This is a genomic window from Arthrobacter sp. cf158 (assembly GCF_900106835.1).
GTDB lineage: Bacteria > Actinomycetota > Actinomycetes > Actinomycetales > Micrococcaceae > Arthrobacter.
The window spans coordinates 166,335-189,219 of the sequence record NZ_FNNR01000010.1; the positions used below are offsets into that span (position 1 = coordinate 166,335).

The following is a 22,885-nucleotide window of genomic DNA, read 5'->3' on the forward strand; positions in this document are numbered from 1 at the left end:
AAGGAATAGCCGATGGCTCAAGACGAGGGCTCTCTCTCACCCGGTGGCGGGGCGGATGACGCACGCCAGCATGGCAATGATGCAACACCCTGTGCGGATGACCTGACCATGCGCGAGCAGGTCAAGGACATCATCGAATCCATCCTCGCCGATTCCGAGCCCCGCAGCGAAAGGGCAAGGAACAAGCTCCGGGCGCTGATTGAGTCCCGCCCCGAGGATCCTGAGGGAGCCCTGCTGGAGCATCTGCTGGAAACCCGCAAGGAGACCGCTGCTGCGTCCCCCGTCCCGGTACAGCGGGAGCCTGCCAGCCTGCACCTGGAATCGGCGGATGCGGCAAGGACTGTGTCTGTTCCGGTCAGCCACGAAGTGCGCGAAGGCATCCAGGCGATCCTGGCTGACAAGCTGCTGCTGACGGCCTTCCAGCCCGTTCACGGACTGCCGGGCGGTGACGTGGTGGGCGTGGAAGCACTGACCCGATTCGTCGGCGAAGATGGGGCCGGCGCCGATGTCTGGTTCAACGAGGCCGCAGCCGCCGGTTTGGGCACCGAGCTGGAAATTGCCGCCCTGCACTGCGCCCTGACAGCGGCGCACGAGGTTCCCGACACCATGTCAGTAGCCCTGAACCTCACCCCCGCCACCTCCAGCGACCCCCGGGTGCGGAACCTGTTGGCCGCGGCAGCCCTGGCCCCTGACAGGATCATCGTTGAACTTACCGGCAGCCTGGAAGCGGTTGAAGGTCAAACCGGCGACGCCGGGCTGGGACCATTGCGCGCGTTGGGGTTGCGCCTGGCCATCAGTGCCTCGGGAGCCGCATTGGTGTCCTTTGAACGGATTGAACAACTGCGCCCGGACATCATCAAACTGGACCGCCACCTCATTGAAGGAATCGAACGCAACGAGGGCCAGAAAATCCGGGCCAAGGCAATCGTTGAGCTGGCCCGTGAAATAGGTGCCCAAGTCCATGCGCAGGGCATCGAAACGGCCGAGGAACTTGAGGAAGTTACCGCGCTGAACGTCACCGCTGCGCAGGGCTACCTCCTGGGGCGTCCCTCGGTCCACCCGCTGGATTGGTCAGCGTGGAGCATTCGGGCGCAGACGGAAGCCCAACCCGCAGGCTAGCCTGGGTCTAAGAGGTTCCTGGGATCGTTGCCCACATAGGTTCCCGGTGGCATCGCAGCACCAAAGACCGGGCCGGGCAGTGGCCGCTTGGGGTGTCGGCCGTCGTCGGTATCCCGTTGCGTCAGGCGGCGCACCACCCACGGAAAAAGGTGTTCACGCGCCCAGATGATGTCGCCGGAGCGGGCTTCGCGCCAACTGCGTTCGGGCAGCGCCTTGGGGATCAGCGGTTCCAGCGAATGTGGGACATTCAGGGTATCCAGCACCATGACGGCGATGGTGTGCTGGCCCAGCGGGGAGAAATGGAGTCTGTCCGGATCCCACATGCGGGGATCCGTGAGTTGGCGCAGCGCCCATAGATCGGCCACCACGGCGTCATGGCGGGCGGCGACCACCCGGATGTTCTCGTTATAGATGGCCACCTTGCCGCGGGTCCGGCCCAGCACCGGCGTCGCACCCCAATCGGGACCCGTGAACAGCAGGATGGTTGCCCCGGTGGTGGCCAGGGCTTCCACGCCGGCGTCCAGTTCCAGTGCGAGTTTATCGGGGTCGGTCCTGTGGAACAGGAGATCATTGCCCCCGGCGTTAAGGGTGATCAGATCGGGCTGCAAGGCCAGCGCGGGAGCTACCTGCTCATCGAGGATCTGGCGGAGCAACCGTCCGCTGATGGCCAGATTGGCATAGGCAAAATCCTGGTGTCCCACGCTCAGCTCTTCGGCCACCCGGTCCGACCAACCGCGAAGTCCCCCTGGACTGCGCGGCTCGGGATCGCCCACGCCTTCAGTGAAGGAATCGCCCAAGGCCACATAGCGGCTCCACGGGTGCGGGCCAGCCCCGAAGTTACCGGAACCACCCTGCGCCGGACCTGCGGCATTGTGGGCGTTCATCCACCCATAGTGCGCCTACTGGACACACATGGCTATGGGTGGCGTGGCTTAGATCCACGGTGGTGCAGCCGGGACCTCTCCGGTGGTGGTGACGCCCGTGGCGCCGCGGCCTGTGGCCCATTCGACGACGGCGGGAAGGGCGCCGGTGATGATCGTAGGGTTGGTGGCGCTGGTGTCGCCGAACGTGAGGCCGGCGCCGTTCCCGGCAGTGCTGGTGACCTTGATGAGGAGTCCGGTGTCGGTACCGCGGGTTTTCCAAGCGCCCGTGATGTCTTGGAGCAGACGTTCGAGGACCTGGCCAGGGATGTCGCTGAAACTGGCGCCGTTGTCCAGGTCTACGGCATGGACCCAGACTTCGCGGGTGCGCATCCACACGGTTTCCGACGCCGGCACGGTGCGGCCTTGGGCGGTGCGGACCTGGTTGGCCCAGTTCGTGTCCGGGAGGTCGCGCCATTCAACGGACAGGTGCACTGCCGAGTGGTCGAAGAGATTCCGTAGGGCGATGGGGGAGAGAGTGGCGCCGAAGTTGATGTCGTGGTTTCGTGCCTCGGGGGAGGGATACATGGGCGTCTCCACTCCCGTGGCCGCCCATTCGACCAAGCGCGCTATCGCGCGGGCGTTGTAGCCCACATGTGCCACAACGTGGCGGCGGGTCCAGTCCGGGAGGAGGGTGCCGCCGTCGAGCTCTGCGTCGGTGAGTTCGTTGAGTTTCCGGGCGAAGAACGCGGTGCCCCGCCGGGCCTGCAGGAGGTCTTCCTGCAGGCCCGGATCGGTGGTTTGGTCGTGGCGGGCTGCCATCAGGCTTCCTTGACCACGCGGTTGTTCAGCTGGCCCAGGCCTTCGATGGTGGTGACCAGGAGCTGGCCTTCCTGCAGGTACCTTTTGGGGTCCTGGGCGTGGCCTACACCGCCGGGAGTGCCGGTGGCGATCACATCCCCGGGGTTGAGCGTGATGATGGTGGAGATGTAGGAGACCAGGAATTCGGGGGTGAAGACGAGGTCGCCGGTGGGGGTGGACTGCTGGACCTCTCCGTCCACGGCCGAGGTCATGAGCGGGCCGGCGGTGAATTCGTCCTTGGTGACCAGGGCAGGACCGAACGGGGTGGAGTTCTCCCAGGTCTTGCCTTGGAGCCATTGGATGGTGCGGAACTGGTAGTCGCGCATGGAGATGTCGTTCAGGACCGCGTACCCGGCGATGTGCTCCGCGGCGTCGGCCTCGGTGATCCGGCGGCCTTTCTTGCCGATGATCACGGCGAGTTCGGCTTCCCAGTCCACGGTGTCCGATTCCTGCGGCAAGGCGAGGTCATCGTTCGGGCCGATCAGGGATTCCTGGTACTTGGCGAACAAGGTGGGGTACTCCGGGATCTCCCGGCCCATCTCCTTGATGTGGTTGCGGTAGTTGTGGCCGACGCAGATGATCTTCCCGGGTGCGGGCACGACGGCGGCGAGGTCGGCGTCGTCGGCCGCGTGCGTGGCGCCGTTGGCCGCCTTGGCCTTTTGTTCCCAGGCGGGGTCGGCCAGCAGCGCGCCGACATCGGCGAACCCGGGGATTTCGGTGAGGGTGTCGCCGTCCTGGCGGACAGCCACGGTGCCTTTACCGTCGGCGGTTTCGGTGCGGAGGGTGAGCAGTCTCATTTACTTGCGTCCTTCGGTGTAGCTGCGGTTGAAGTTCAGTCGTTCAAAGATGGGGGCGTCGCTGAAACGGAACAGATCAAACCCTGGCTGGTCGTTGTCTGCCGTCAGGGACCATTCCTGCCAGGACGGGACCACGAACAGGTCGCCCTTGGCCAGCTGTTTGTTTTCGCCGTTAAGGACTACGGTGCCCGTGCCCTCAAAGACCTGCCAGACGCTGGAGCCAACCTCGCGCAGTGGTTCGGTGGAGGCGCCGGCGCGGAGACGATGGAACTCGGCCCGGATGGTGGGCATGACATCCCCGCCCGTGGTGGGGTTCGAGTACCGGATGGCGGCGTGGCCCTGGGACACAGTGGCCGGGTGGCCCTCGTCCTCCAGCAACAGTTGCTCACGCAGGGCGGCGTCGGTGTGTTCCCAGCGGTACGCGGCGATGGGGGAGTTGGTGGTGTCATCCAGACCGGAGAGGGGCCGCAGGCCCGGGTGTGCCCAAAGCCGTTCGGAGCGGGAAATGTCCGGGGTGGCTTCGTCAGTGACGCGTTCGGTGCCGAACTCGAAGAACCCGGCATCGGCGTAGTGCACGAACGGGATGTCCAAGCCGTCGATCCAGGCCATCGGCTGGTCGGTGTCGTTGTGGTGGCCATGGAAGTTCCAGCCCGGGGTGAGCAGGAAATCACCGCGGCGCATCGCCACAGGGTCCCCGTTCACCACCGTCCACACACCCTCTCCCTCCACCACAAAACGGAATGCGTTCTGGGAATGCCGGTGCTCCGGAGCAACCTCACGGGGTCCGAGGTACTGGATGGCGGCCCACAACGTCGGCGTCGCATAGGGCGTGCCGGCCAGGCCCGGGTTGGCCAGGGCTATGGCCCGCCGCTCGCCACCCCGGCCCACCGGAACCAGATCCCCGGCACGGGCAGCCAGCGGGTACAGGTCATTCCAACGCCACACATGCGGGACGGCCTTGGGGGTGGGGACCATCGGCATCAAATCACCGATCTCCGTCCACAACGGCACCATGTTGCCCGCGGCGAAGTCCTTGTAGAGCTGCTCCAACTGGGCAGCTTCCTCCGGAGTCGGTTCCGGCAGGGCGTGGCTCGCAGCCACAGATTCATGGGTCGTGTTCTCGGCGCTGATGGACACGTAAGCCTCCTCGGTAGGGTCCGGACAGATGTGGCGTTTGTTCGACCCTAGGGAGGCATGATCAAGACTCCCAGAAGATTCTGTTGTGCAGAATCTAGTGTTCTGGCTGGGCCGGGTTGGCGGCGATGTCGATCTCCACCTGCCGGCACGTTGAGCGCAGGGCGGCGACCAAACCGGCGTCGAACACTTTCCGGAAGCGCGTGGCGGGCGTCGCGACGCTCAGTGCCCCCACCACGTGGCCGTCCCGGTTGTGGAGTGCCATGCCGAGTGCGCTGACGCCTTCCTCCGTGCCCTCGAAGTTGGCCGCGAAACCGTTGCCGCGGATGCTGTCCAGCTCGCGGAGAAAGGCGGGGTACCCGGCGTCCGGAATGGTGTCCCCACCGATCTCCGCGTTGTGGCTGCGGAAGAGTTGCTCGATCATGGAGGGTTCCAGCTCGGCGAGCATCGCTTTGCCGCCGGAGGTCTTGTCGGCCGGCATCACTGTGCCCTGGCGGTCTCCGATGCGCAGCACATTGCTGCCTTCAACCGTGGCCAGGAAGCGCACCTTGGTGCCCACGCGGACCATCAGGTTGACCGTCTCATCCAGTTGAGCGGAGAGGAGTTCCATGTGGGGCTGGGCAATGTCGCGCAGCAGCCGGGTCCAGCTGAGTCCGGCCGGGCCCACACCCATGGCCTGGCCGGGGACGTAGCGCCGGTTCTCGTCCTGGACCGCGAAGCCCCGGTAAACCAGCATCGCCAGGAGGCGGTGGGCGGTTGAGGGAGCCACCCCAAGCTCCGCCGCCGCGTCCTTGAGGCGAAGGGCGCCGCCGTCCCGGAGGAGCTGAAGGAGTTGCAGGGCGTTGTCCACGGCCTCGATTGAATAGGTGGGCCGCTTCTGCACGGGTTTTCGGGCGGAGGCCGCAGTTTTCCTGGTGGAGGGCCCTGCTGATTTGTTCTGCACAACAGAATTGTATGGTGCTCCCTTTGCAAGAGACCGGACAGTGGTGGGATGAATCACACACTCCCCGATGCAGCGTCGCAAGGGCAAGCTTCCGGAGTCGTCATTGCTGACGCTCCCGGCGAAGCGCCACGCTTTTCCAAAGCTTCAGCGCTGGCCGTCCTGGTCTGCTGGTTGCTGGTGGTCTTTGACGGCTACGACCTCATTGTGTACGGCACCGTCCAGTCGTCCCTGATTTCGGAGACTGGCTGGGGCCTGAGCAAGGCAACCGCCGGAACCATCGGCTCCATGGCCTTCCTCGGCATGATGATCGGCGCCATCTTCGCGGGCCGCATGGCCGATTCCTGGGGGCGGCGCAAAACGATCCTGGGTTGCGCAATCGTGTTCTCCGTTTTCACCATCCTCTGCGCCTTTGCACCCAACGCGGCCGTCTTCGGAGCATTGCGGCTCCTTGCGGGCATCGGACTCGGAGGTTTGGTTCCGTCCGCCAATGCCTTGGTTGCAGAACTGGTTCCGGCCACGTGGCGCTCCACCATTGCCACGCTCATGATGTCCGGCGTCCCGATTGGTGGCTCCCTTGCCGCTTTGGTAGGTATCCCCTTGATTCCGGCATTCGGCTGGCAGGCAATGTTCCTGGTGGCAGTACTGGCTCTGGTGATCGTGGTGCCTCTCGGGCTGAAATACATCCCGGAGACGCTGGTGCGCACCGGATCCACAGGAAAAACCTCCAAGGAACCCGCCGGATTCGGCTCACTGCTCCGGGCGCCCTACCTCGGCATCAGCCTACTTTTCGCCCTGGCCACCATCGCCACCCTGTTCGCCTGGTACGGCCTGGGTACCTGGCTGCCCAACCTCATGCAGTTGGCCGGCTACAACCTCGGATCGGCGTTGACCTTCGCGTTGGCGCTGAACCTGGGCGCAGTAGCCGGTTCGGTCATCACAGCCTGGGCGGGCACACGTTTCGGTCCGATTCCGACGGCGATAGCGGCAGCCGCCGTCGCCGCCGTCGGGCTTTCGGTCCTCTTGGCAAGCCCGCCGGTGACTGTTGTCTATCTGGCGCTGGTGTTGGCCGGCGTCGGAACCCATGGCACGCAGTGCCTCATCATCGCGGCTGTTGCCAGCCACTACCCTGACCACCTGCGCGGGACCGCGCTGGGTTGGGCGCTTGGCACGGGCCGAATCGGCGCCGTCGTCGCACCGCAGGTGGGTGGCCTGCTGCTGGCGGCCGGGTTGGGCGTCAACTCCAACTTCCTGGCGTTCGCCGGTGCCGCCGCCATCGCAGCGGTTCTGCTGGCCGCCGTCAGATTCACCATCAAAACCAAAATCTCCCAAGGAGCAAGCAATGTCTGAGCAGTCAATGTCCACCGATGTCCTGGTGGTGGGAGGGGGCATGGCCGGGTTGGCCGGTGCCTTGGCCCTCCGCGAAAACGGCGCGAACGTCACGCTGGTGGAGCGGGCGCCGGAGTTCGGCGAGGTGGGCGCGGGGCTGCAGATGGCCCCCAACGCCTCCCGTGTCCTGAAGCGGTGGGGCCTTCTGGAGAAGGCGCTGGAGATCGGGGTGCAGCCCAAGCATCTGGTCTTCCGGGATGCCGTGACCGGTGAAGAGCTGACCAGGCAATCTCTGCGCGGCGAGTTTGAAGAACGGTACGGCGCCCCGTACGTGGTGATCCACCGCAGCGACCTTCACCGGGTGCTCCTGGAAGGATGTGAAGCGGCCGGCGTGAAGCTGGTGAACGACGTCATGGTGGACAACGTGGAAACCTTGAACGGACGGGGCATCGTGCATACCGCGGCCGGTGTGGATTATGAAGCGGACGTGGTGATCGGGGCGGACGGACTCAAGTCAACGCTCCGTTCGCTGGTGGCCTCCGATGAACCGGTCTCCTCCGCCTACGTCGCCTACCGCGGCACCGTTCCCATTACCTCTGAGACTCCGGCCACCGACCTCGAGGACGTTGTGGTCTACCTCGGCCCCGACTGCCACCTGGTGCAGTACCCGCTGCGTAAGGGCGAACTGCTGAACACGGTGGCCGTCTTCAAGTCACCATCCTTTGAGCGCGGTGAAGAGCAGTATGGGGGAGTGGACGAGCTCCAGGCCGCCTACAAGGACTGCGTTCCCGCAGTGCAGGCAGCCCTTGCGAACCTGGGCACCAGCATCCGCTGGCCCATGTACGACCGCGACCCGATCGAAAACTGGGTGGCCGGCCGCATGGTGCTTCTGGGCGACGCCGCCCACCCCATGCTTCAGTACCTTGCCCAAGGCGCCTGCCAGGCCCTCGAAGACGCCGCCGTTTTGCAGGACGTCACTGCCGGCACCGTTTTCACGGCCGACGGCGTCAATCCGGCCGCGTGGGACGGCGCCCTGGCCGCATTCAATTCCGCGCGTGCCGCCCGGACCGCCCGCGTACAGCGCACTGCCCGCATCTGGGGTGAATCCTGGCACGTCTCCGGCCTGGGCCGAACCCTGCGCAACCTGCTGTTCAAGAGCCGGAAGGACAATGATTTCCAGTACAACGACTGGCTCTACGGGCAGTCCGGCGAAGGCCTGCCGGCGCCGGTGGCTCCGCGGGTGGACAGCAACGCCGCCGCTTAGAGCTCACGGGGGCAGGCTTACTGAGGGCCAGGTTTACCGAAGATCAGGCTGACGTTCTGGCCGCCAAATCCGAAGGAGTTGGACAGTGCTGTGGGAGGTGTTCCGCGGCGCGGCTCGTTGATGTGGCGCTGCTCGGTGATGTGACGCTGCTCGGTGATAGGGCGCGGCTCGGTAACCAGGTCCAGCCCGATCTCCGGGTCCACGTTTCCAGGGTGGAGGTTGCGGGTGGGAGGGATGATCCCCTGCGCAACGCTCCGTGCCGCGATGATTGCTTCGACGGCGCCGGCGGCTCCGAAGAGATGTCCAAGGGATGCCTTGGGGGCGGTCACGGGGATAGCGTCTCCGAAGATGGCCCTAATGGCCTTCGCCTCAGCAAGGTCGCCCAGGGAGGTGCCTGTGGCGTGGGCGTTGACGTGGCCCACCTCCGCAGCATTCATGCCGGCGTCGCTGAGGGCTTTGGTGATGGCGGTGATCTGGCCTTGGCCATCGTCCGCTGGTGCCGTCATGTGGAAGGCGTCGGAGGCGATACCGACTCCGCGCAGGACCGCGTGGACGGTGGCGCCGCGCGCCAGTGCATGCTCGGCGCTTTCGAGCACAACGATGCCTGCTCCCTCGCCGAGGACGAAGCCGTCGCGGTCGGAGGCAAAGGGTCGTGATGCGGAAGCCGGGTCTGCCGCGAGGGTTGAGAGTGCCCTCGTTTGCAGGAAGGCGGCGACGGTGAAGGGCGTAATGGCGGCTTCGGCACCGCCGGCAATGACTACATCAGCTTCGCCGGAGCGGATCAATCTGGCAGCTTGGGCTATTGCTTCGGCGCCGGAGGAACACGCTGAGACCGGGGTGTATGAACCTGCTTTGGCGCCATAGCGGATGCTTACTGCCGCGGCGGGTCCGTTGGCCATGAGCATTGGTACGGCGCGTGGGGAGACGCGGCGTTGTCCGCGGTTCTCCAGGGTGTCGTCCTCCCGGAGCAGTGTGCCGATTCCGCCCACGCCTGTTCCGATGGCTACGGCCAGCCGGGTGCCGTCCACCTTTGGTGAACCGGCATCCGCCCAGGCTTCTGCCGCGGCAACCATGGCGGCCTGCTGAACCCGGTCCAGCCTTTTGGCTTCGACGGCGTCAAGGCCGTTGGCGGGGTCGGTAGCCATGGGCGCGGCGATGGTTACCGGGAGTCCGCTGTCGCACAGCATCTCCTGCCCGACGTCGCGGACCCCTGAAACGCCCTCAAGGAGGGCGGCCCAGGTGCTCTCGACGGTGCCTCCCAACGGCGTGGTGGCGCCCAGTCCTGTCACTGCTATATCTCGTGCCCTCATGGCAACTCCCTTTCTTGTATGGCATACAAGATATCCAGATAGTTGTATCAAGTACAATTTTTTTATGACCGTAGAGCTTCACGCATGATCGCAGAGCTTCCCGCATGACCGCAGAGCTTCCCTCATGACCGCAGAGCGCAAGGGTAAACGCCAACCGGGTGGCCCATCCCAAGCCCGTGGCCACTCGACCAGGGGCCGGATCCTGGACAGCGCGGTCAAGCTCTACCTCGCCAGTTCCTCCGCTGAGGTGAGCGTGGCGGCGATTGCCGCCGATGCCGGAGTATTTCCCAACCAGGTGACGTACTACTTTGGTTCCAAGGACTCGCTCTTCATCCACGCAGCTTTCCTCGCGTTGCTCCACGACGCGAAGCGCGTTGAGTCGATCGGGCGCAGCGCCGGAAGTCCCGAATCATTTCGCAGGAACATGGCCCGCACAGCCTTGATGCTCCCGTCCATGCCGCTGGTGGTGCGCGCCCTGGCCGTGGGAACATCCCGCCCGGCCCTCGCTGCGGTGGTGGACCAGCATCTGAATCTGCTGTTCCGCCAGTCCGGCCGCTACCTTGCGCGAATCCTGAACCACAGGGACTGGGAAGTGGAACGGCCGCTGCATGTGGAAACCAGGACGTTTTGGAGCGCGGCTTTCGGAGCCACCCTTCTTTCGCAGGCCGGTGTCACGGGCTCCGGAAGCGACGTGGACCTGGCCGGCACGTTGACGGTTCGTGGTCGGTCAGAGCCCGGCAGCTAAGACGTCAAGCGATGGGAAAGACCAGCAGCGAACCGCTGGCCGTCGCCACCACCTTGCCCTTCGCATCCTTGACGGTCCCGTCCGCGAAAGCCACACGGTTGCCCGGCTTCGTCACGACGCCAACGCACGTCAGCGGACCTGAGCCCGCATGGACGGGGCGAAGGTAGTTCACTTTGATTTCGATGGACGTGTAGCCCATACCTTGGGGGAGCGTGGTCTGTACGGCGCAACCCAGTGCTGAATCCAGCAGGGTGCACACCAGTCCGCCATGAACCGTCCCCAGGGGGTTGTAGTGGGATTCATCCGGTTGGCAGGTAAACGTTGCTGTTCCCTGGCCCGCTTCCACCAGCGTCATGTTCATCAGGTGGTTCATGGGCGGTGGAGGCAGGGTGTTGCCCATCATTGAGCGCAAATATTCCAGGCCACTCATGCTGGGCATGGCTGCCACTCCATCGGCCGGGTCCTGCCATGTGATCATGCGCTGGCGTTCCGTCTGAGAATGGCCGTCTGTCACTGGTGCACCCCTCAGTAAGTGGCTTTGCTGTAGCGATGGAGCGGTACCGCAGTACGCGGACGCCTGTCTCAGAGTGTAGTTCTCCGCAAGCTACGTCCCCATCAGTTTGCGCATCTGTTCCCCGGCATCGCTCCCGGGTGCAGGGGTGTAGACCACGATGTGCAGGTCCGGCCGGTCCGAAGGCGATACTTGATGGTGTTCCAGTTGCAGCACGCCAACCGCCGGATGGTGGAACTGGCGCTCGCGGGACTCGAAGCCCAGGATGTCGTAGCGGGCCCAGCTTTCCTGGAACTCCGGGCTGGCCTCCTTGAGCCGCTCCACTTGGTATTCGACGTCGGGATCACCCAGTCGCTGCCCGGTTTCGGCCCTGAACTCTGCCAGGAATCTCTTGCTGGTGACATCCCAGTCGGGCAGGAGATCGCGGATGTAGGGGTCGGTGAAGACGAGCCACAGGAGGTTCCGGTCCGAGGCATCGAAGGTGCCGATGTTGGGGTACAGCGCCTCATAAGCGCGGTTCCACCCGGCGATGCCCCAGTCCGGTGACAGTGCATAGGAAGGGTTTGGGTCCAGGGCGTCCAACAGGCGCTGCACATGTGCGGGAGCATCGGCCGCCACCGGACCCTTCGGCGGAGCGGACGAGTAGCCGCCCAGGGAAAGCACATAGCTCAACCCGGTGTCAGAGAGATGCAGCGCCCGGGCAATGGACTCGAGGACCTGCCGTGAGGGACTGATATCCCGGCCCTGCTCCAGCCAGGTGTACCAGGTGACGCTGACCCCGGACAGGAAGGCGATCTCCTCCCGGCGCAGCCCGCGCTCGCGGGATCGGCCTACCGGGGGCAGCCCGTAGTCCGAACGCAGGGCCTGGGTGCGGCGCGTCCTGAGGAAGAGCCCCAGCTCCTTGCGCCTCTCGTCTTTCACGTCCTCAACACTATTACTCTGGTACTTTCACTACTAGTAGCAACACCGTCTTCCACCCGTCGTAGAAGAACAGCAGGATGGTATTCATGCCTGCACTACGCTCACGAACTGTCACCCATGGCCGCAACATGGCCGGCGCCCGCGCACTGCTGCGCGCCTCCGGCGTCGCCAACACGGACATCGGCAAGCCGATCATCGCCGTGGCCAACTCCTTCACCGAGTTCGTCCCCGGCCACACCCACCTCGCTCCCGTGGGCCGGATCGTCTCCGACGCCATCCTCGCCGCGGGCGCTGTGCCGCGCGAATTCAACACCATCGCCGTGGACGACGGCATTGCCATGGGCCACTCCGGCATGCTCTACTCCCTGCCTTCCCGCGACCTGATCGCCGACTCCGTTGAGTACATGGTCAACGCACACTGCGCCGATGCCCTGGTCTGCATCTCCAACTGCGACAAGATCACCCCGGGTATGCTCATGGCCGCCTTGCGCCTGAACATCCCGGTGGTGTTCGTCTCCGGTGGTCCCATGGAGGCCGGCCGCGTGACCCTGACCGACGGTTCCGTGCGCTCGCTGGACCTGGTGAATGCCATTGCCGATGCTGTGGACGAATCCATCTCCGATGAAGACATCAACCTCATCGAAGAGAACGCCTGCCCCACGTGTGGTTCCTGCTCGGGCATGTTCACCGCGAACTCGATGAACTGCCTGGCCGAAGCGATCGGCCTGGCACTGCCGGGCAATGGCTCCGTGCTGGCGACCCACACCGCCCGCAAGGCGCTGTACGAGAAGGCCGGCGCCACCGTCGTCGAGCTCGTGAAGCGCTATTACGACGGCGACGACGACTCCGTCTTGCCGCGTTCCATCGCAACGGCTGAGGCATTCGACAACGCGATGGCCCTGGACATCTCCATGGGCGGCTCCACCAACACCATCCTGCACCTGCTGGCCGCGGCCCAAGAGGCAGGCGTGGAGTACGGCCTGGCCGAGATGGATGCCAAGTCCCGTCAGGTGCCCTGCCTGGCCAAGGTGGCTCCAAACGTCGCCGGGGACAAGACCTATTACATGGAGGACGTGCACCGCGCCGGCGGCATCCCCGCACTGCTGGGTGAGCTGAACCGCGGCGGCCTCCTGCACAAGAACGTCCACTCCGTGCACTCCACCGACCTGGACGGCTGGCTGGACGACTGGGATATCCGCGGCGGCAAGGCCACTGAGGAAGCACAGGCCCTGTGGCACGCGGCTCCCGGTGGTGTCCGCTCCTCCACCGCGTTCTCGCAGTCGAACCAGTGGACCTCCCTGGACACCGACGCCGAGGGTGGCTGCATCCGTTCAGTGGAGCACGCCTTCTCCAAGGATGGCGGCCTGGCGGTGCTGCGCGGCAACGTGGCAGTGGACGGCGCCGTGGTGAAGACCGCGGGCGTGGACGAGTCCATCTGGATCTTCGAAGGCCCTGCAGTTGTGTGCGAGTCACAGGATGAGGCCGTGGAGAAGATCCTGAACAAGACCATCAAGGAAGGCGACGTAGTGGTGATCCGCTACGAAGGCCCCAGGGGTGGTCCCGGCATGCAGGAAATGCTGTACCCAACCAGCTTCCTCAAGGGCCGCGGCCTGGGCAAGAAGTGCGCCCTCATCACGGACGGCCGCTTCTCCGGCGGCACCTCGGGCCTGTCCATCGGGCACATCTCACCGGAAGCTGCCTCCGGCGGCACCATCGCCCTGGTGGAAAACGGCGACATCATCAGCATCGACATCACGCAGCGCTCCCTCCAGGTGCTGGTCTCCGACGAGATCCTCGCCGAACGCCGCGAAAAGCTCGAAGCCAACGGTGGTTACAAGCCGAAGGACCGCGAACGTCACGTGTCTCCAGCGCTTCGTGCCTACGCCGCCATGGCATTGTCTGCGGACAAGGGCGCCGTCCGCGACGTCTCACTGGTGGAAAACCTCTAGGCAACGTTTCGCGCTTAAGCCGCCTGCCGGCGTCGTGCTTCTCTGAACGCACGACGCCGGTGGGCGGCTTTTGTTTACGGGACGAACCTGTAACCCATCCCGGGTTCAGTGATGAAGTGGCGTGGGGTACCCGGTTCAACTTCCAGCTTCCGGCGGAGTTGGGCCATGTACACGCGAAGGTAGTTGGCTTCCTTGGCGTATGCCGGGCCCCAGACCTCGGTGAGGAGTTGCTGCTGGGTGATCAGTTTGTCCGGATTGCGGACCATGATGTCCAGGATGTTCCATTCGGTAGGCGTCATTCTGACGTCCTGACCTGACTTGGTGATTTGCCTTTTTGCCAGGTCCACGGTGAATGAGCTGGTCTCGATGGTGGTGGTTTCCTCCCTTGAATCGGTGTTCCGCCGCAGGATGGCCCTGAGCCGTGCCAACAATTCGTCGAGTCCGAAAGGCTTGGTGATGTAGTCGTCGGCTCCGGCATCCAGTGCTTCCACCTTGTCGTTGGAGCCGTGCCGCGCTGACAGGACCAGGATGGGTACAGCGCTCCACTCGCGGAGGCGGGTGATCACCGTGGTGCCGTCGATGTCCGGCAAGCCGAGGTCAAGGATGACCACGTTGACTGGACGCTGGGCTGCAGCATGGAGAGCCGATTCGCCATCCATGGCTGTTGTGACGGTGTATCCATGGCCTTTGAGGGTGATGGCCAGGGCGCGGACAATGTGGGGATCGTCGTCCACTACCAGGATGCTGTTCATGCCGGACGCCGTTCGCTGGAGGGTCTTTCGGGAGATGGCAGGGAGTACACGCCGGTGGACAACGGCAGCCGGATCACCATGGTCAAGCCGCCACCGGGAGTTTCTTCAGCAGTGAGGGTGCCGCCCATTGCCTCGGTGAAACCCTTGGCCACGGCGAGCCCCAATCCCACTCCAGTGGCGGCTGGGACATCGTCCAGTCGCTGGAAGGGTTGAAACATTTGCAGCACACTGGCGGCGGGGACTCCTTGGCCGTGGTCAATGATCCGCAGCTCGCTGGCTGGCTGTCCGGCCAATGTGGTGGTGCTGAGTCCACCGGCGGCGCCAACAATTACGATGTCGGAGTTCGGCGCGTACTTCACGGCGTTCTCCACGATGTTGGCGACCACGCGTTCAAGCATCCCGGCGTCGGCGTCCACCTCGGGCATGTTGGGGAGGAGATCCACCCGGACCCTTCCGGCCGGGACCCCGTGAAGTGCCGCCGGAATCACGTCGAACCAACGGAGCGGCTTGATCAGGGCGTTCACGGAATCGGAGGTAATGCGGGACATGTCCAGGAGGTTGCCCACCAGTACGTCCAGGCGATCCGAGCACTCATCGATGGTGGCCAGGAGCTCCTGTTCCTCCTGTTCGGTGTAACGGACTCCGGGTTGCCGCAGGCCGCCGACGGCCAGTTTGATGCCGGCCAAGGGGGTACGGAGGTCATGCGATACGGCGCGGAGAATGGAGGTGCGCATGGTGTTGCTTTCGGCCAGCCGCATGACTTCGCGGCGGCTTGCTGCAAGGTGTCGGCGTTCCAGCTGCGCTGAGAGATGCGAGCCAAAAGCACCGAGAAGGCGGCGGTCGCTCGCAGGGAGAACCCTGCCCGTAAGGACCAGCCGGGTGGTGGCATCGATCTGTTCAATGTTCTCGTTGTCTCCGGGGGCGTCATCGCCGGCCGCGGCTATGAGCCGCCATACGTCGTCGCCGGGAGCTGATTCGTCGCGGGGCGCTGACTCGTAGAGGGCAGCCCGGCGGACTTGGAAGACGTCCACGGCCTGCTCCAGCAGACCCACCACAGTGTCCTCGGCCGTAGTTGCTCCGCGGGTGAGATCGCCCAAGGTGGCTGCTTCCGATCGGGCCCGGGCGGCCTCCTTGGACCTCCTCGCTGAAAGGTCCACCACCACGGCCACAGCTGAGGACACGCCAGCGAAGACCAGCAGCGCCAACAGGTTCTGGGGATCGCTGATGGTCAGGGTGCCCAAGGGTGGGACAGAGAAGAAATTCACCAGGGCGCTGCTCCACAGGGCACCCAGCAACGCGGGCCACAGGCCGCCCACCAGCGCAACGGCAACAGAACCGCTGAGCTGTACCAGGACTGCCGTGGCGATGTTATGCGATGGGCTGGCGGCCAGCAGGAGTTGCAGCAGGACAGGCACCACAACGGCCATCGCAAAGCCCACCATCACCCGGACGCGGCCAAGGTCACGTGGCCGCGAGGGCTCCTTGCCCCGGCCACCCAGGGGGTGGGAGACCATGTGAACATCAATGTCGCCGGAGTCACGGACCACTTTGTTCCCCACGCCGCCGGTGAGCCGCCCGGCCAGGGCCTTCCGACGCGATACGCCCACCACGATCTGGGTGGCGTTGACGCTGCGGGCAAAGTCGAGCAAGGCCTTCGCGGGGTCCTCGCCAGCCACCGTGTGGTAGCTGCCGCCAAGGTCCCGGATGAGGGTGCGCTGGGCTTCCAACGCCTGGGGGGATTCGGCAGCAACGCCATCAGCCGCGCGAACATGGACGGCCAGAAGGTCGCCACCGTTGACGCGCTTGATGATCCTGGCGGCCCTGCGGATCAGGACCTCACCTTCAGGCCCCCCGGTCAATCCGATGACGATGCGTTCCCTGGCGGGCCAGCTCTCCTCGATCTGGTTTTCTTCACGGTACCTCGCCAGGCCTTCGTCCACCCGGTCCGCCAGCCACAGCAGGGCAAGCTCGCGGAGTGCCGTCAGGTTACCCATCCGGAAATAGTTGGACAGGGCCGCATCGATCTTGTCCGCGGTGTAGATCTTGCCGTCACCCAGCCGCTGCCTCAACAGTTCCGGTGAGATATCCACCAGATGGATCTGGTCGGCGCGGCGCACCACGTCGTCCGGGACAGTCTCCGCTTGGTGCACATCGGTGATGGCGCTGACCACGTCGCCCAAGGATGCCAGATGCTGGACGTTGACGGTGGAGAGGACATTGATGCCCGCTTCCAGCAGTTCCTCAATGTCCTCCCAGCGCTTGTGATTGCGGCTGCCCGGGATGTTGGTGTGCGCGTACTCGTCAACGATTGCGGTGTGGGGACGGCGTTCCAGGACTGCGTCCAGGTCCATCTCCTCAAACAAACTGCCGCGGTAGTCGATGCTCCGGGTGGGGATGACCTCGAGTCCCTGCGTCAGCGCGCGGGTGTCGGCGCGGCCGTGGTGCATGGCGAAGGCCACCACCACGTCCTCGCCGCGGCCAAGCAGCCTGTGGGCTTCCTCCAGCATGGCGTAGGTTTTGCCGACGCCAGGGGCAGCCCCCAGGAAAATTCTCAGTGTTGCCCGCGCCATAACGTCATTCTTCCACTCGGAACGGGCGCCTAATCATCGTGTCCGGCGGCTGCGACGTCCAGGTTCAGCAGCGTCACGTTCACCGAGGGCTGGCCCAGGAACGCTTCCAGTCCGCTGCTTGTCCGCTGGTCCACCAGCCCCTGCACAACGTCCGTGCTGAGCCCGTGGGCTGCAGCAACCCGGGCGATCTGGAGGTCCGCATACCCGCGTGAGATGTGTGGATCCAGGCCGGACCCGCTGGCCGTTACGGCATCGGCAGGCACCTCGGATTCACTGACGCCCTCAGCCTGGGCGACGGCCGCGCGGTTGGCGGGAACGGCGTCGAGCAGCTTTGCATCGTTGGGTCCCAGGTTGCTGGCCGATGACGACGCCGGATCCCACCCCACGGCCGACGGGCGCGCATGAAACCATGCTGGGTCCTGCGTGCCGGCGTCGTCTGCGGACACCTGGGAAATCAGGGCTGATGCGGCCGGGTTGCCCGCGGAGTCCTTGACCACGGAACCGTTTGCCTGGAAGGGCGCAATCAGCTGTCCGACCCCAAAGACCGCAAGCGGGTACAGGAGTCCCAGGACAACTGTGGCGAGGAGCAGGAACCGTGCGGCGGTGCCTGCCTGACGAAGATAACCGATAAACACGTTCATGGTGGTGTCCTAGCCGATGCCGGGGATGAGGGAAATGAACAGGTCAATGAGCTTGATTCCGAGGAAAGGCGCCACCAGGCCGCCCAGGCCATAGAGCAGCAGATTCCTGGCAAGCGCCTGGTTGGCGGACACTGCGCGGTATTTCACGCCGCGGAGCGCCAAGGGAACCAGTGCCAGGATGATGAGGGCGTTGAAGATCACCGCCGAAAGGATGGCGGACGACGGACTCGCCAAGCCCATGATGTTCAGCATCCCGAGCCCCGGGAACGCAGCAGTGAACAGCGCCGGCACAATCGCGAAGTACTTGGCCACGTCATTGGCCACCGAGAACGTGGTCAGCGCCCCGCGGGTAATGAGCAGTTGCTTGCCGATGCCCACGATGTTGATCAGCTTGGTGGGATCGGAGTCCAGGTCCACCATGTTGGCCGCTTCCTTGGCAGCGGGCGTTCCCGAATTCATCGCCACCCCAACATCCGCGGCTGCCAAAGCCGGGGCGTCGTTGGTGCCGTCACCCGTCATGGCCACCAGCCGCCCTTCGCCCTGCTCGCGCCGGATGACGTCCAGTTTGTCCTCGGGCGTGGCTTCGGCCACAAAATCGTCCACGCCGGCTTCGGCCGCGATCGCTCTGGCCGTCACGGGGTTGTCTCCGGTGATCATCACGGTGCGGATTCCCATCCTGCGCAGCTCCGCGAACCGGGCGTGCATGCCGGGCTTGACCACATCGGCAAGGTGCACTGTTCCCAATACCCGCGCGCCGCCGTCGTGCGTGTCTTCGGCCACCAGCAGTGGCGTGCCGCCTTGGGCGGAGATTTCCTGTACGCGCTGCTGGACTTCTGCAGGCATGTGCCCGCCGGATTCGCTGACGAAAAGTTCGACGGCGGTCGCGGCGCCTTTGCGGATCCGGCGCCCGTCCACGTCCAGGCCGCTCATGCGTGTGCTGGCCGTGAACTCCACGATGGTGAGTTCCTTGGATCCTGTGCGGAGTCCTTCCAATTCAGGGCCGTTTACGCCCTTGTCATTGGCCAGCTCCACAATGGAGCGGCCCTCAGGGGTTTCGTCTGCCAGGCTGGACAACCGTGCCGCAGCGATGAGGTCATGCAATTCCACATCGTTTGCCGGGAAGAAATTGACCGCCCGCCTGTTGCCGTACGTGATGGTTCCGGTCTTATCCAGCAACAGTGTGGTGATGTCGCCGGCTGTTTCCACGGCGCGGCCGGAGGTTGCCAGCACGTTGTGCTGGACCAGGCGGTCCATGCCTGCGATGCCGATGGCCGGAACCAAGGCGCCAATGGTGGTGGGGATGAGGCAAACCAACAGGGCAACCAGGACGATGGGCGACGGCGTTGCTCCCGCCAGCGACGCGAAAGGTGCCAGGGTCATGGTGACCACCAGGAACACGATGGTCAAGGACACCAGGAGGACATGCAGGGCGATCTCGTTGGGAGTCTTTTGGCGGACTGCTCCCTCAACGAGTTTGATCATCCGGTCAATGAACGTAGCTCCGGGTTCCGCTGTGATGCGGACCAGGATCCGGTCCGACAAGACCTTGGTACCGCCGGTCACGGAGGAGCGGTCACCGCCGGATTCCCGGATGACCGGCGCAGATTCGCCGGTAATGGTGGACTCGTCCACGCTGGCCAGGCCGTCAATGATCTCGCCGTCAGAGGGGATGACATCGCCTGCTTCGCAGATCACAACGTCGTTCAGTGTGAGGTCAGTGCCCGGCACTTCCTTGGTGGTTCCGTCGTCCAGGCGGAGCCGGGCCATCACACCCTTGCGGCTGGACCGGAGGCTGTCCGCCTGGGCTTTTCCGCGGCCCTCGGCGATGGTCTCGGACAGCGTGCCGAAAAGGACAGTCAGCCACAGCCACGCGGTCACCACAATGCCAAAGACGGCCGGCTTGACCACGCAAATCAACGTGCAGACGGCAGCGCCCACCAGCACCACGAACATGACGGGGGAGTGGACCATCTGCCGGGGGTCCAGTTTTTTGAAGGCCACGGGGAGAGCGGCGCGGATGGTTGCGGCATTGAGTTTCGCCGGCGCCTTGGTGTGGTGTTTGTGCTCCCCGGGGGTTCCGAGTGGGTTGCCGTCAGCATAGGTCAGTGCTGACGTGTCCGCGGCTGTTGCCGTGGTGGACCGGGTCATTTGATAAGTCCTTCTGCGAGGGGACCCAAGGCGAGGGCCGGGAAGTAACTGAGGGCTGTCATGATCACCGTGACGCTGAGCAGGAGTGATCCGAAGAGACCTCCGTGGGTGGGCACAGTTCCCGATGATGCCGGGATTTTCCTTTGCTGTGCCAAGGAACCTGCCAGTGCCAGCACCAGCGCGATGGGAAGGAACCGCCCCAGCAGCATGGCGATTCCCAGCATCACGGACAGGTATGGCCCGGAGCTGGTGATGCCGCCGAAAGCTGAGCCATTGTTGTTGGCGCCGGAGGTGAACGCGTACAACAACTCACTGAATTGGTGGGGTCCCGCCGCCGGTGCGTTGGCCATGACGTCCGGGAGCAGCGCTGTGATGCCGGCCAACACCAGCACCAAGGTTGGCGTGACCAGGATGTACAGGGCTGCGAGCTTCATTTCCCGCGGGCCGATCTTCTTGCCCAGGAACTCCGGTGTCCGGCCGACCATCAGCCCCGCGATGAAGACTGCGATGATGGCCAAAACCAGCATTCCGTACAGCCCGGAGCCGGTGCCTCCGGGGGCCACCTCACCCAGCATCATGTTCACCATGGCGATTCCGCCCGCCAGTGGGGGAAGCGAATCATGCGCCACATTCACGGCTCCCGTGGAGGTGAGGGTAGTGGACGCGGCGAAGAGCGAGCTTGCGGCCGGACCCAGGCGTTGTTCGAAGCCCTCACCCAAGCCGCCGGCCGCCGTCGAAGCAGCGCCTTGGCCCGAAGCGACCGCCCAGCCCATCAGGGCAGTGGAGGTCAGCCAAAGAGCGGCCATCACGCCGGCAACTGTGAAGCCCTGGCGCCGGTCACCCACCATCCTTCCGTAGGTGTAGGGCAGGGCGGACGGGATGAGCAGGATCAGAAACACCTGGAACAGGCTGGTGAAGACGCTCGGATTCTCGAAGGGGTGGGCTGAATTGGCGTTGAAGTAGCCGCCGCCGTTGGTGCCCAGTACTTTGATGGCTTCCTGTGAGGCCACCGGTCCACCAGGAATCACCTGGGCGACTCCGGTGGCTTGGTTAACAACCTCGGTGGACCAGAAATTCTGTACGACGCCGCCCACCACCAATGCGGTGGCGCCCACCACGGCGATGGGCAGGAGAAGCCGGAAGGAGGCGCGGGTGACGTCTACCCAGAAATTGCCCAGGCGGTGGGTTTTGGTTCGCACGATGCCGCGGATCAAGGCCATCGCCACCACAATTCCAACCGCAGCAGAGAGGAAGTTCTGCACAGCCAGGAGGCACATCTGGACGAAGATGCCCACGGTGGCCTCCGGCACGTACGTTTGCCAGTTGGTGTTGGTAACAAAGGAGATGGCCGTGTTCATGGCGATCCAGGGATCCACCCCCGGAAGTCCGTTGCTCCCGGGCAGCACGCCTTGAAGCCGCTGCAGGACAAAAATTGCCAGGATGGAAACGGCCGAAAAGACCAGAACGCTGCGCAGATATACAGACCAGCTCTGTTCAGTTCCGGCGTCCACCCCCGCCAGGCGATAGAACACCCGCTCAGGCCAGGAATGCGTACTTCCCGCGAAAACCCGTTCCATATAGGCGCCTAAAGGCTTGTGCAACAGAACCAATGCGAGGAGCAGGACAACTATTTGGGTGATGAATGATGCAGTGCTGAAAACCATCTGCCGTCACCACTTTTCCGGGTGAAGCAACACAGCCAGCAAGTATCCGGCCATTGCCAGGCCAACGACGAACAATGCAATCCACATGATGGCATCCATGTTCATTGACCGCTCACCGGGCCGTCACCGTCGATCATTGTGCCCAAGAGGTGGGCCACCCACATCACGATTCCCATGCTCGCCACGAGAATCGCCACAACAGCCACGTCGGCCATTGGAACGTCCTTTCATCCACGCCCCGTTCGCGGGGCTGATGTCAGTCAACTCCCGTGAAAGTGGCGAAAAGGCGTTCCTTACGGTTCCTTAACGCGGCGGCTCCAAATTTTGACGCGCTCTTAACGCCCGCGTCCGGCAGGTGGGCTTCCCAGGGCGATGGAGTGGCCCTTGGTTCTCCGCAGTAAACGCGGGGCGCAGGGCAATTTATCGGGTGAAGGATCACAAAATTGCGCCATTGTGGGCTATCTTGATCGTTAGGCGGCGCACATTGGAAATTCCTCCGGGAGAGTCCGCAGGCTGCTTAGTAATAATGTTGTTGATCCACGTTCCGCACGTTGCAATTGTTCTGTATCGATGAAAGGAAATGCCTTGGCTGTTTCTGTTGAATTGGGCAAAGCACTCGACAAATCCTACGAAAATGCGAGCCTGGACGAGGTCCTTGCCGCACCGCCGTCTGCACTTGCCGGACTGACCGACAAACACGATGAATTACTGGCAGGGCTGGGCATCAAGACGGTGCGCGACCTCGGCAGCAACAAATTCTTCGCCACCGCCGGCGTCCTGGTGGCACTGGCCGGAAAAGCTGACTAAAGACCAACGCGAAGCGAACGACGACGGGAGGTTCCCGTCGTCGTTCGCTTTTTCAGCGCAAAATCTCCACCAACGCCACCCAGGAAAACACCACCGCGCCGATCAGCGCCACGATGGTTCCGAGGGCCACCACCACCAGACCCACCGGAAGCGACACCACCAAAAGCACCCCGCCCACGGCATAGACCACCAGCGGGAAAACGAAGGACAAGATGTGCTGGGCGTCCCAGCGATGCGGAGGACCGGGAGTGCGGTCCTGCACGATTGCGCGGGCCGCCAGGAATGCGATGATCCCACCAGCCAGCGTTCCTACCAGGACCTCCACGCCGAAGGTCCACAACTCCTGCTCCGGGATGAGCGCTGCGCACGCCAGGACCACGCCCAGAATGAGCGCCGAGATGGCGGCACCCGCCCGCGCGGCAAGGCCTCGTGACTCGGCGATCTGCTTGATGTTGACGGACAGCGCCACAATCAACAGGCCTCCGAGCGCCGCCCCCGCACCGGCGATCGCCACGTTGAACTCGCTCCAGGAGGCCAATGCCGATTCCATGGGCCTAGGCTAG

Annotated in this window: 21 protein-coding genes; 6 read left to right on the forward strand and 15 right to left on the reverse strand. The window is 64.3% G+C overall.

Features of this window, described 5'->3' with window-relative positions; translation table 11 throughout:
- The first annotated feature begins 12 nt into the window (after positions 1 to 12).
- On the forward strand, positions 13 to 1,119 hold the full coding sequence (locus BLW08_RS19325; RefSeq protein WP_091327322.1) for an EAL domain-containing protein: 1,107 nt from the start codon (positions 13 to 15) through the stop codon (positions 1,117 to 1,119).
- Here the strand turns inward: BLW08_RS19325 and BLW08_RS19330 are convergent.
- The 5 genes from BLW08_RS19330 to BLW08_RS19350 form a co-directional block, all read right to left on the reverse strand.
- Entirely contained in the window at positions 1,116 to 2,003 is an 888-nt protein-coding gene (locus BLW08_RS19330) for an SGNH/GDSL hydrolase family protein (RefSeq protein WP_091327325.1), read from the reverse strand. The genes BLW08_RS19325 and BLW08_RS19330 overlap by 4 nt on opposite strands.
- Before the next feature lie 48 nt (positions 2,004 to 2,051).
- A complete protein-coding gene (locus tag BLW08_RS19335) occupies positions 2,052 to 2,801 on the reverse strand; it encodes a maleylpyruvate isomerase family mycothiol-dependent enzyme (protein ID WP_091327328.1) in 750 nt (249 codons plus the stop codon).
- A complete protein-coding gene (locus tag BLW08_RS19340; protein WP_091327329.1) occupies positions 2,801 to 3,637 on the reverse strand; it encodes a fumarylacetoacetate hydrolase family protein in 837 nt (278 codons plus the stop codon). Before BLW08_RS19340 ends, BLW08_RS19335 begins: the two co-directional genes overlap by 1 nt.
- Positions 3,638 to 4,774 (reverse strand): cupin domain-containing protein, encoded by a 1,137-nt coding sequence (locus tag BLW08_RS19345; RefSeq protein WP_091327332.1) that lies wholly within the window; start codon positions 4,772 to 4,774, stop codon positions 3,638 to 3,640.
- Positions 4,775 to 4,868: 94 nt separating this feature from the next.
- The gene (locus BLW08_RS19350) at positions 4,869 to 5,714 is read right to left on the reverse strand and encodes an IclR family transcriptional regulator (RefSeq protein ID WP_254779978.1); all 846 of its coding nucleotides are present in this window, start codon (positions 5,712 to 5,714) and stop codon (positions 4,869 to 4,871) included.
- A gap of 48 nt (positions 5,715 to 5,762) precedes the next feature.
- On the opposite strand from BLW08_RS19350, the gene BLW08_RS19355 reads away from it, so the two are divergent.
- Entirely contained in the window at positions 5,763 to 7,061 is a 1,299-nt protein-coding gene (locus BLW08_RS19355; protein WP_254779979.1) for an MFS transporter, read from the forward strand.
- A complete protein-coding gene (locus tag BLW08_RS19360) occupies positions 7,054 to 8,304 on the forward strand; it encodes an FAD-dependent oxidoreductase (RefSeq protein ID WP_091327336.1) in 1,251 nt (416 codons plus the stop codon). The genes BLW08_RS19355 and BLW08_RS19360 overlap by 8 nt, the downstream gene beginning before the upstream one ends.
- 17 nt (positions 8,305 to 8,321) lie before the next feature.
- Here BLW08_RS19360 and BLW08_RS19365 read toward each other — a convergent pair whose 3' ends face one another.
- Positions 8,322 to 9,614 (reverse strand): beta-ketoacyl-[acyl-carrier-protein] synthase family protein, encoded by a 1,293-nt coding sequence (locus BLW08_RS19365; RefSeq protein ID WP_091327339.1) that lies wholly within the window; start codon positions 9,612 to 9,614, stop codon positions 8,322 to 8,324.
- Between the two features lie 124 nt (positions 9,615 to 9,738).
- Between BLW08_RS19365 and BLW08_RS19370 the strand changes: the two genes are divergently transcribed.
- Positions 9,739 to 10,359 (forward strand): TetR/AcrR family transcriptional regulator C-terminal domain-containing protein, encoded by a 621-nt coding sequence (locus tag BLW08_RS19370; RefSeq protein WP_091327342.1) that lies wholly within the window; start codon positions 9,739 to 9,741, stop codon positions 10,357 to 10,359.
- A gap of 4 nt (positions 10,360 to 10,363) precedes the next feature.
- Here the strand turns inward: BLW08_RS19370 and BLW08_RS19375 are convergent, their stop codons facing one another.
- Positions 10,364 to 10,837: a PaaI family thioesterase gene (locus tag BLW08_RS19375; RefSeq protein WP_091327346.1), complete on the reverse strand. Its 474-nt coding sequence runs from the start codon at positions 10,835 to 10,837 to the stop codon at positions 10,364 to 10,366.
- A gap of 126 nt (positions 10,838 to 10,963) precedes the next feature.
- Positions 10,964 to 11,791, reverse strand: coding sequence for a helix-turn-helix transcriptional regulator (locus BLW08_RS19380; protein WP_090823719.1), 828 nt, complete (start codon positions 11,789 to 11,791; stop codon positions 10,964 to 10,966).
- Positions 11,792 to 11,877: 86 nt separating this feature from the next.
- Between BLW08_RS19380 and ilvD the strand changes: the two genes are divergently transcribed.
- Positions 11,878 to 13,740 (forward strand): dihydroxy-acid dehydratase, encoded by a 1,863-nt coding sequence (ilvD, locus tag BLW08_RS19385; RefSeq protein ID WP_090823717.1) that lies wholly within the window; start codon positions 11,878 to 11,880, stop codon positions 13,738 to 13,740.
- 74 nt (positions 13,741 to 13,814) lie between these two features.
- Here ilvD and BLW08_RS19390 read toward each other — a convergent pair whose 3' ends face one another.
- Genes BLW08_RS19390 through BLW08_RS19415 form a run of 6 tightly spaced genes read right to left on the reverse strand, consistent with a single transcriptional unit; the run spans position 13,815 to position 21,620 of the window.
- Entirely contained in the window at positions 13,815 to 14,492 is a 678-nt protein-coding gene (locus tag BLW08_RS19390) for a response regulator (protein WP_091327348.1), read from the reverse strand.
- Positions 14,489 to 17,062 carry a DUF4118 domain-containing protein gene (locus tag BLW08_RS19395; RefSeq protein ID WP_091327351.1) on the reverse strand — a complete coding sequence of 858 codons (2,574 nt, stop codon included), beginning with the start codon at positions 17,060 to 17,062 and terminating at the stop codon, positions 14,489 to 14,491. Before BLW08_RS19395 ends, BLW08_RS19390 begins: the two co-directional genes overlap by 4 nt.
- Positions 17,063 to 17,091: 29 nt before the next feature.
- Positions 17,092 to 17,703, reverse strand: coding sequence for a potassium-transporting ATPase subunit C (locus BLW08_RS19400; protein ID WP_091327352.1), 612 nt, complete (start codon positions 17,701 to 17,703; stop codon positions 17,092 to 17,094).
- 9 nt (positions 17,704 to 17,712) lie between these two features.
- Positions 17,713 to 19,851 (reverse strand): potassium-transporting ATPase subunit KdpB, encoded by a 2,139-nt coding sequence (kdpB, locus tag BLW08_RS19405; RefSeq protein WP_091327355.1) that lies wholly within the window; start codon positions 19,849 to 19,851, stop codon positions 17,713 to 17,715.
- Positions 19,848 to 21,515, reverse strand: coding sequence for a potassium-transporting ATPase subunit KdpA (gene kdpA / locus BLW08_RS19410; RefSeq protein ID WP_091327358.1), 1,668 nt, complete (start codon positions 21,513 to 21,515; stop codon positions 19,848 to 19,850). The genes kdpB and kdpA overlap by 4 nt, the downstream gene beginning before the upstream one ends.
- Positions 21,516 to 21,521: 6 nt before the next feature.
- Positions 21,522 to 21,620, reverse strand: a complete 99-nt coding sequence (locus BLW08_RS19415) for a potassium-transporting ATPase subunit F (protein ID WP_090823707.1) — start codon at positions 21,618 to 21,620, stop codon at positions 21,522 to 21,524.
- 480 nt (positions 21,621 to 22,100) lie between these two features.
- Between BLW08_RS19415 and BLW08_RS19420 the strand changes: the two genes are divergently transcribed.
- On the forward strand, positions 22,101 to 22,322 hold the full coding sequence (locus BLW08_RS19420) for a hypothetical protein (protein WP_090823705.1): 222 nt from the start codon (positions 22,101 to 22,103) through the stop codon (positions 22,320 to 22,322).
- Between the two features lie 52 nt (positions 22,323 to 22,374).
- Here the strand turns inward: BLW08_RS19420 and BLW08_RS19425 are convergent, their stop codons facing one another.
- Entirely contained in the window at positions 22,375 to 22,872 is a 498-nt protein-coding gene (locus BLW08_RS19425; RefSeq protein WP_091327361.1) for a hypothetical protein, read from the reverse strand.
- Positions 22,873 to 22,885: the final 13 nt, after the last annotated feature.

Bases quoted from the DNA above. Each gene is read 5' to 3' on its own strand.
- BLW08_RS19395 (WP_091327351.1), bottom strand. From the start codon at position 17,062: ATGGCGCGGGCAACACTGAGAATTTTCCTGGGGGCTGCCCCTGGCGTC.
- BLW08_RS19425 (WP_091327361.1), bottom strand. From the start codon at position 22,872: ATGGAATCGGCATTGGCCTCCTGGAGCGAGTTCAACGTGGCGATCGCC.
- BLW08_RS19400 (WP_091327352.1), bottom strand. From the start codon at position 17,703: ATGAACGTGTTTATCGGTTATCTTCGTCAGGCAGGCACCGCCGCACGG.
- BLW08_RS19360 (WP_091327336.1), top strand. From the start codon at position 7,054: ATGTCTGAGCAGTCAATGTCCACCGATGTCCTGGTGGTGGGAGGGGGC.
- BLW08_RS19340 (WP_091327329.1), bottom strand. From the start codon at position 3,637: ATGAGACTGCTCACCCTCCGCACCGAAACCGCCGACGGTAAAGGCACC.
- kdpB (WP_091327355.1), bottom strand. From the start codon at position 19,851: ATGACCCGGTCCACCACGGCAACAGCCGCGGACACGTCAGCACTGACC.
- BLW08_RS19330 (WP_091327325.1), bottom strand. From the start codon at position 2,003: ATGAACGCCCACAATGCCGCAGGTCCGGCGCAGGGTGGTTCCGGTAAC.
- BLW08_RS19370 (WP_091327342.1), top strand. From the start codon at position 9,739: ATGACCGCAGAGCGCAAGGGTAAACGCCAACCGGGTGGCCCATCCCAA.
- BLW08_RS19375 (WP_091327346.1), bottom strand. From the start codon at position 10,837: ATGATCACATGGCAGGACCCGGCCGATGGAGTGGCAGCCATGCCCAGC.
- BLW08_RS19325 (WP_091327322.1), top strand. From the start codon at position 13: ATGGCTCAAGACGAGGGCTCTCTCTCACCCGGTGGCGGGGCGGATGAC.
- BLW08_RS19365 (WP_091327339.1), bottom strand. From the start codon at position 9,614: ATGAGGGCACGAGATATAGCAGTGACAGGACTGGGCGCCACCACGCCG.
- ilvD (WP_090823717.1), top strand. From the start codon at position 11,878: ATGCCTGCACTACGCTCACGAACTGTCACCCATGGCCGCAACATGGCC.
- BLW08_RS19415 (WP_090823707.1), bottom strand. From the start codon at position 21,620: ATGAACATGGATGCCATCATGTGGATTGCATTGTTCGTCGTTGGCCTG.
- BLW08_RS19390 (WP_091327348.1), bottom strand. From the start codon at position 14,492: ATGAACAGCATCCTGGTAGTGGACGACGATCCCCACATTGTCCGCGCC.
- kdpA (WP_091327358.1), bottom strand. From the start codon at position 21,515: ATGGTTTTCAGCACTGCATCATTCATCACCCAAATAGTTGTCCTGCTC.
- BLW08_RS19355 (WP_254779979.1), top strand. From the start codon at position 5,763: ATGAATCACACACTCCCCGATGCAGCGTCGCAAGGGCAAGCTTCCGGA.
- BLW08_RS19335 (WP_091327328.1), bottom strand. From the start codon at position 2,801: ATGGCAGCCCGCCACGACCAAACCACCGATCCGGGCCTGCAGGAAGAC.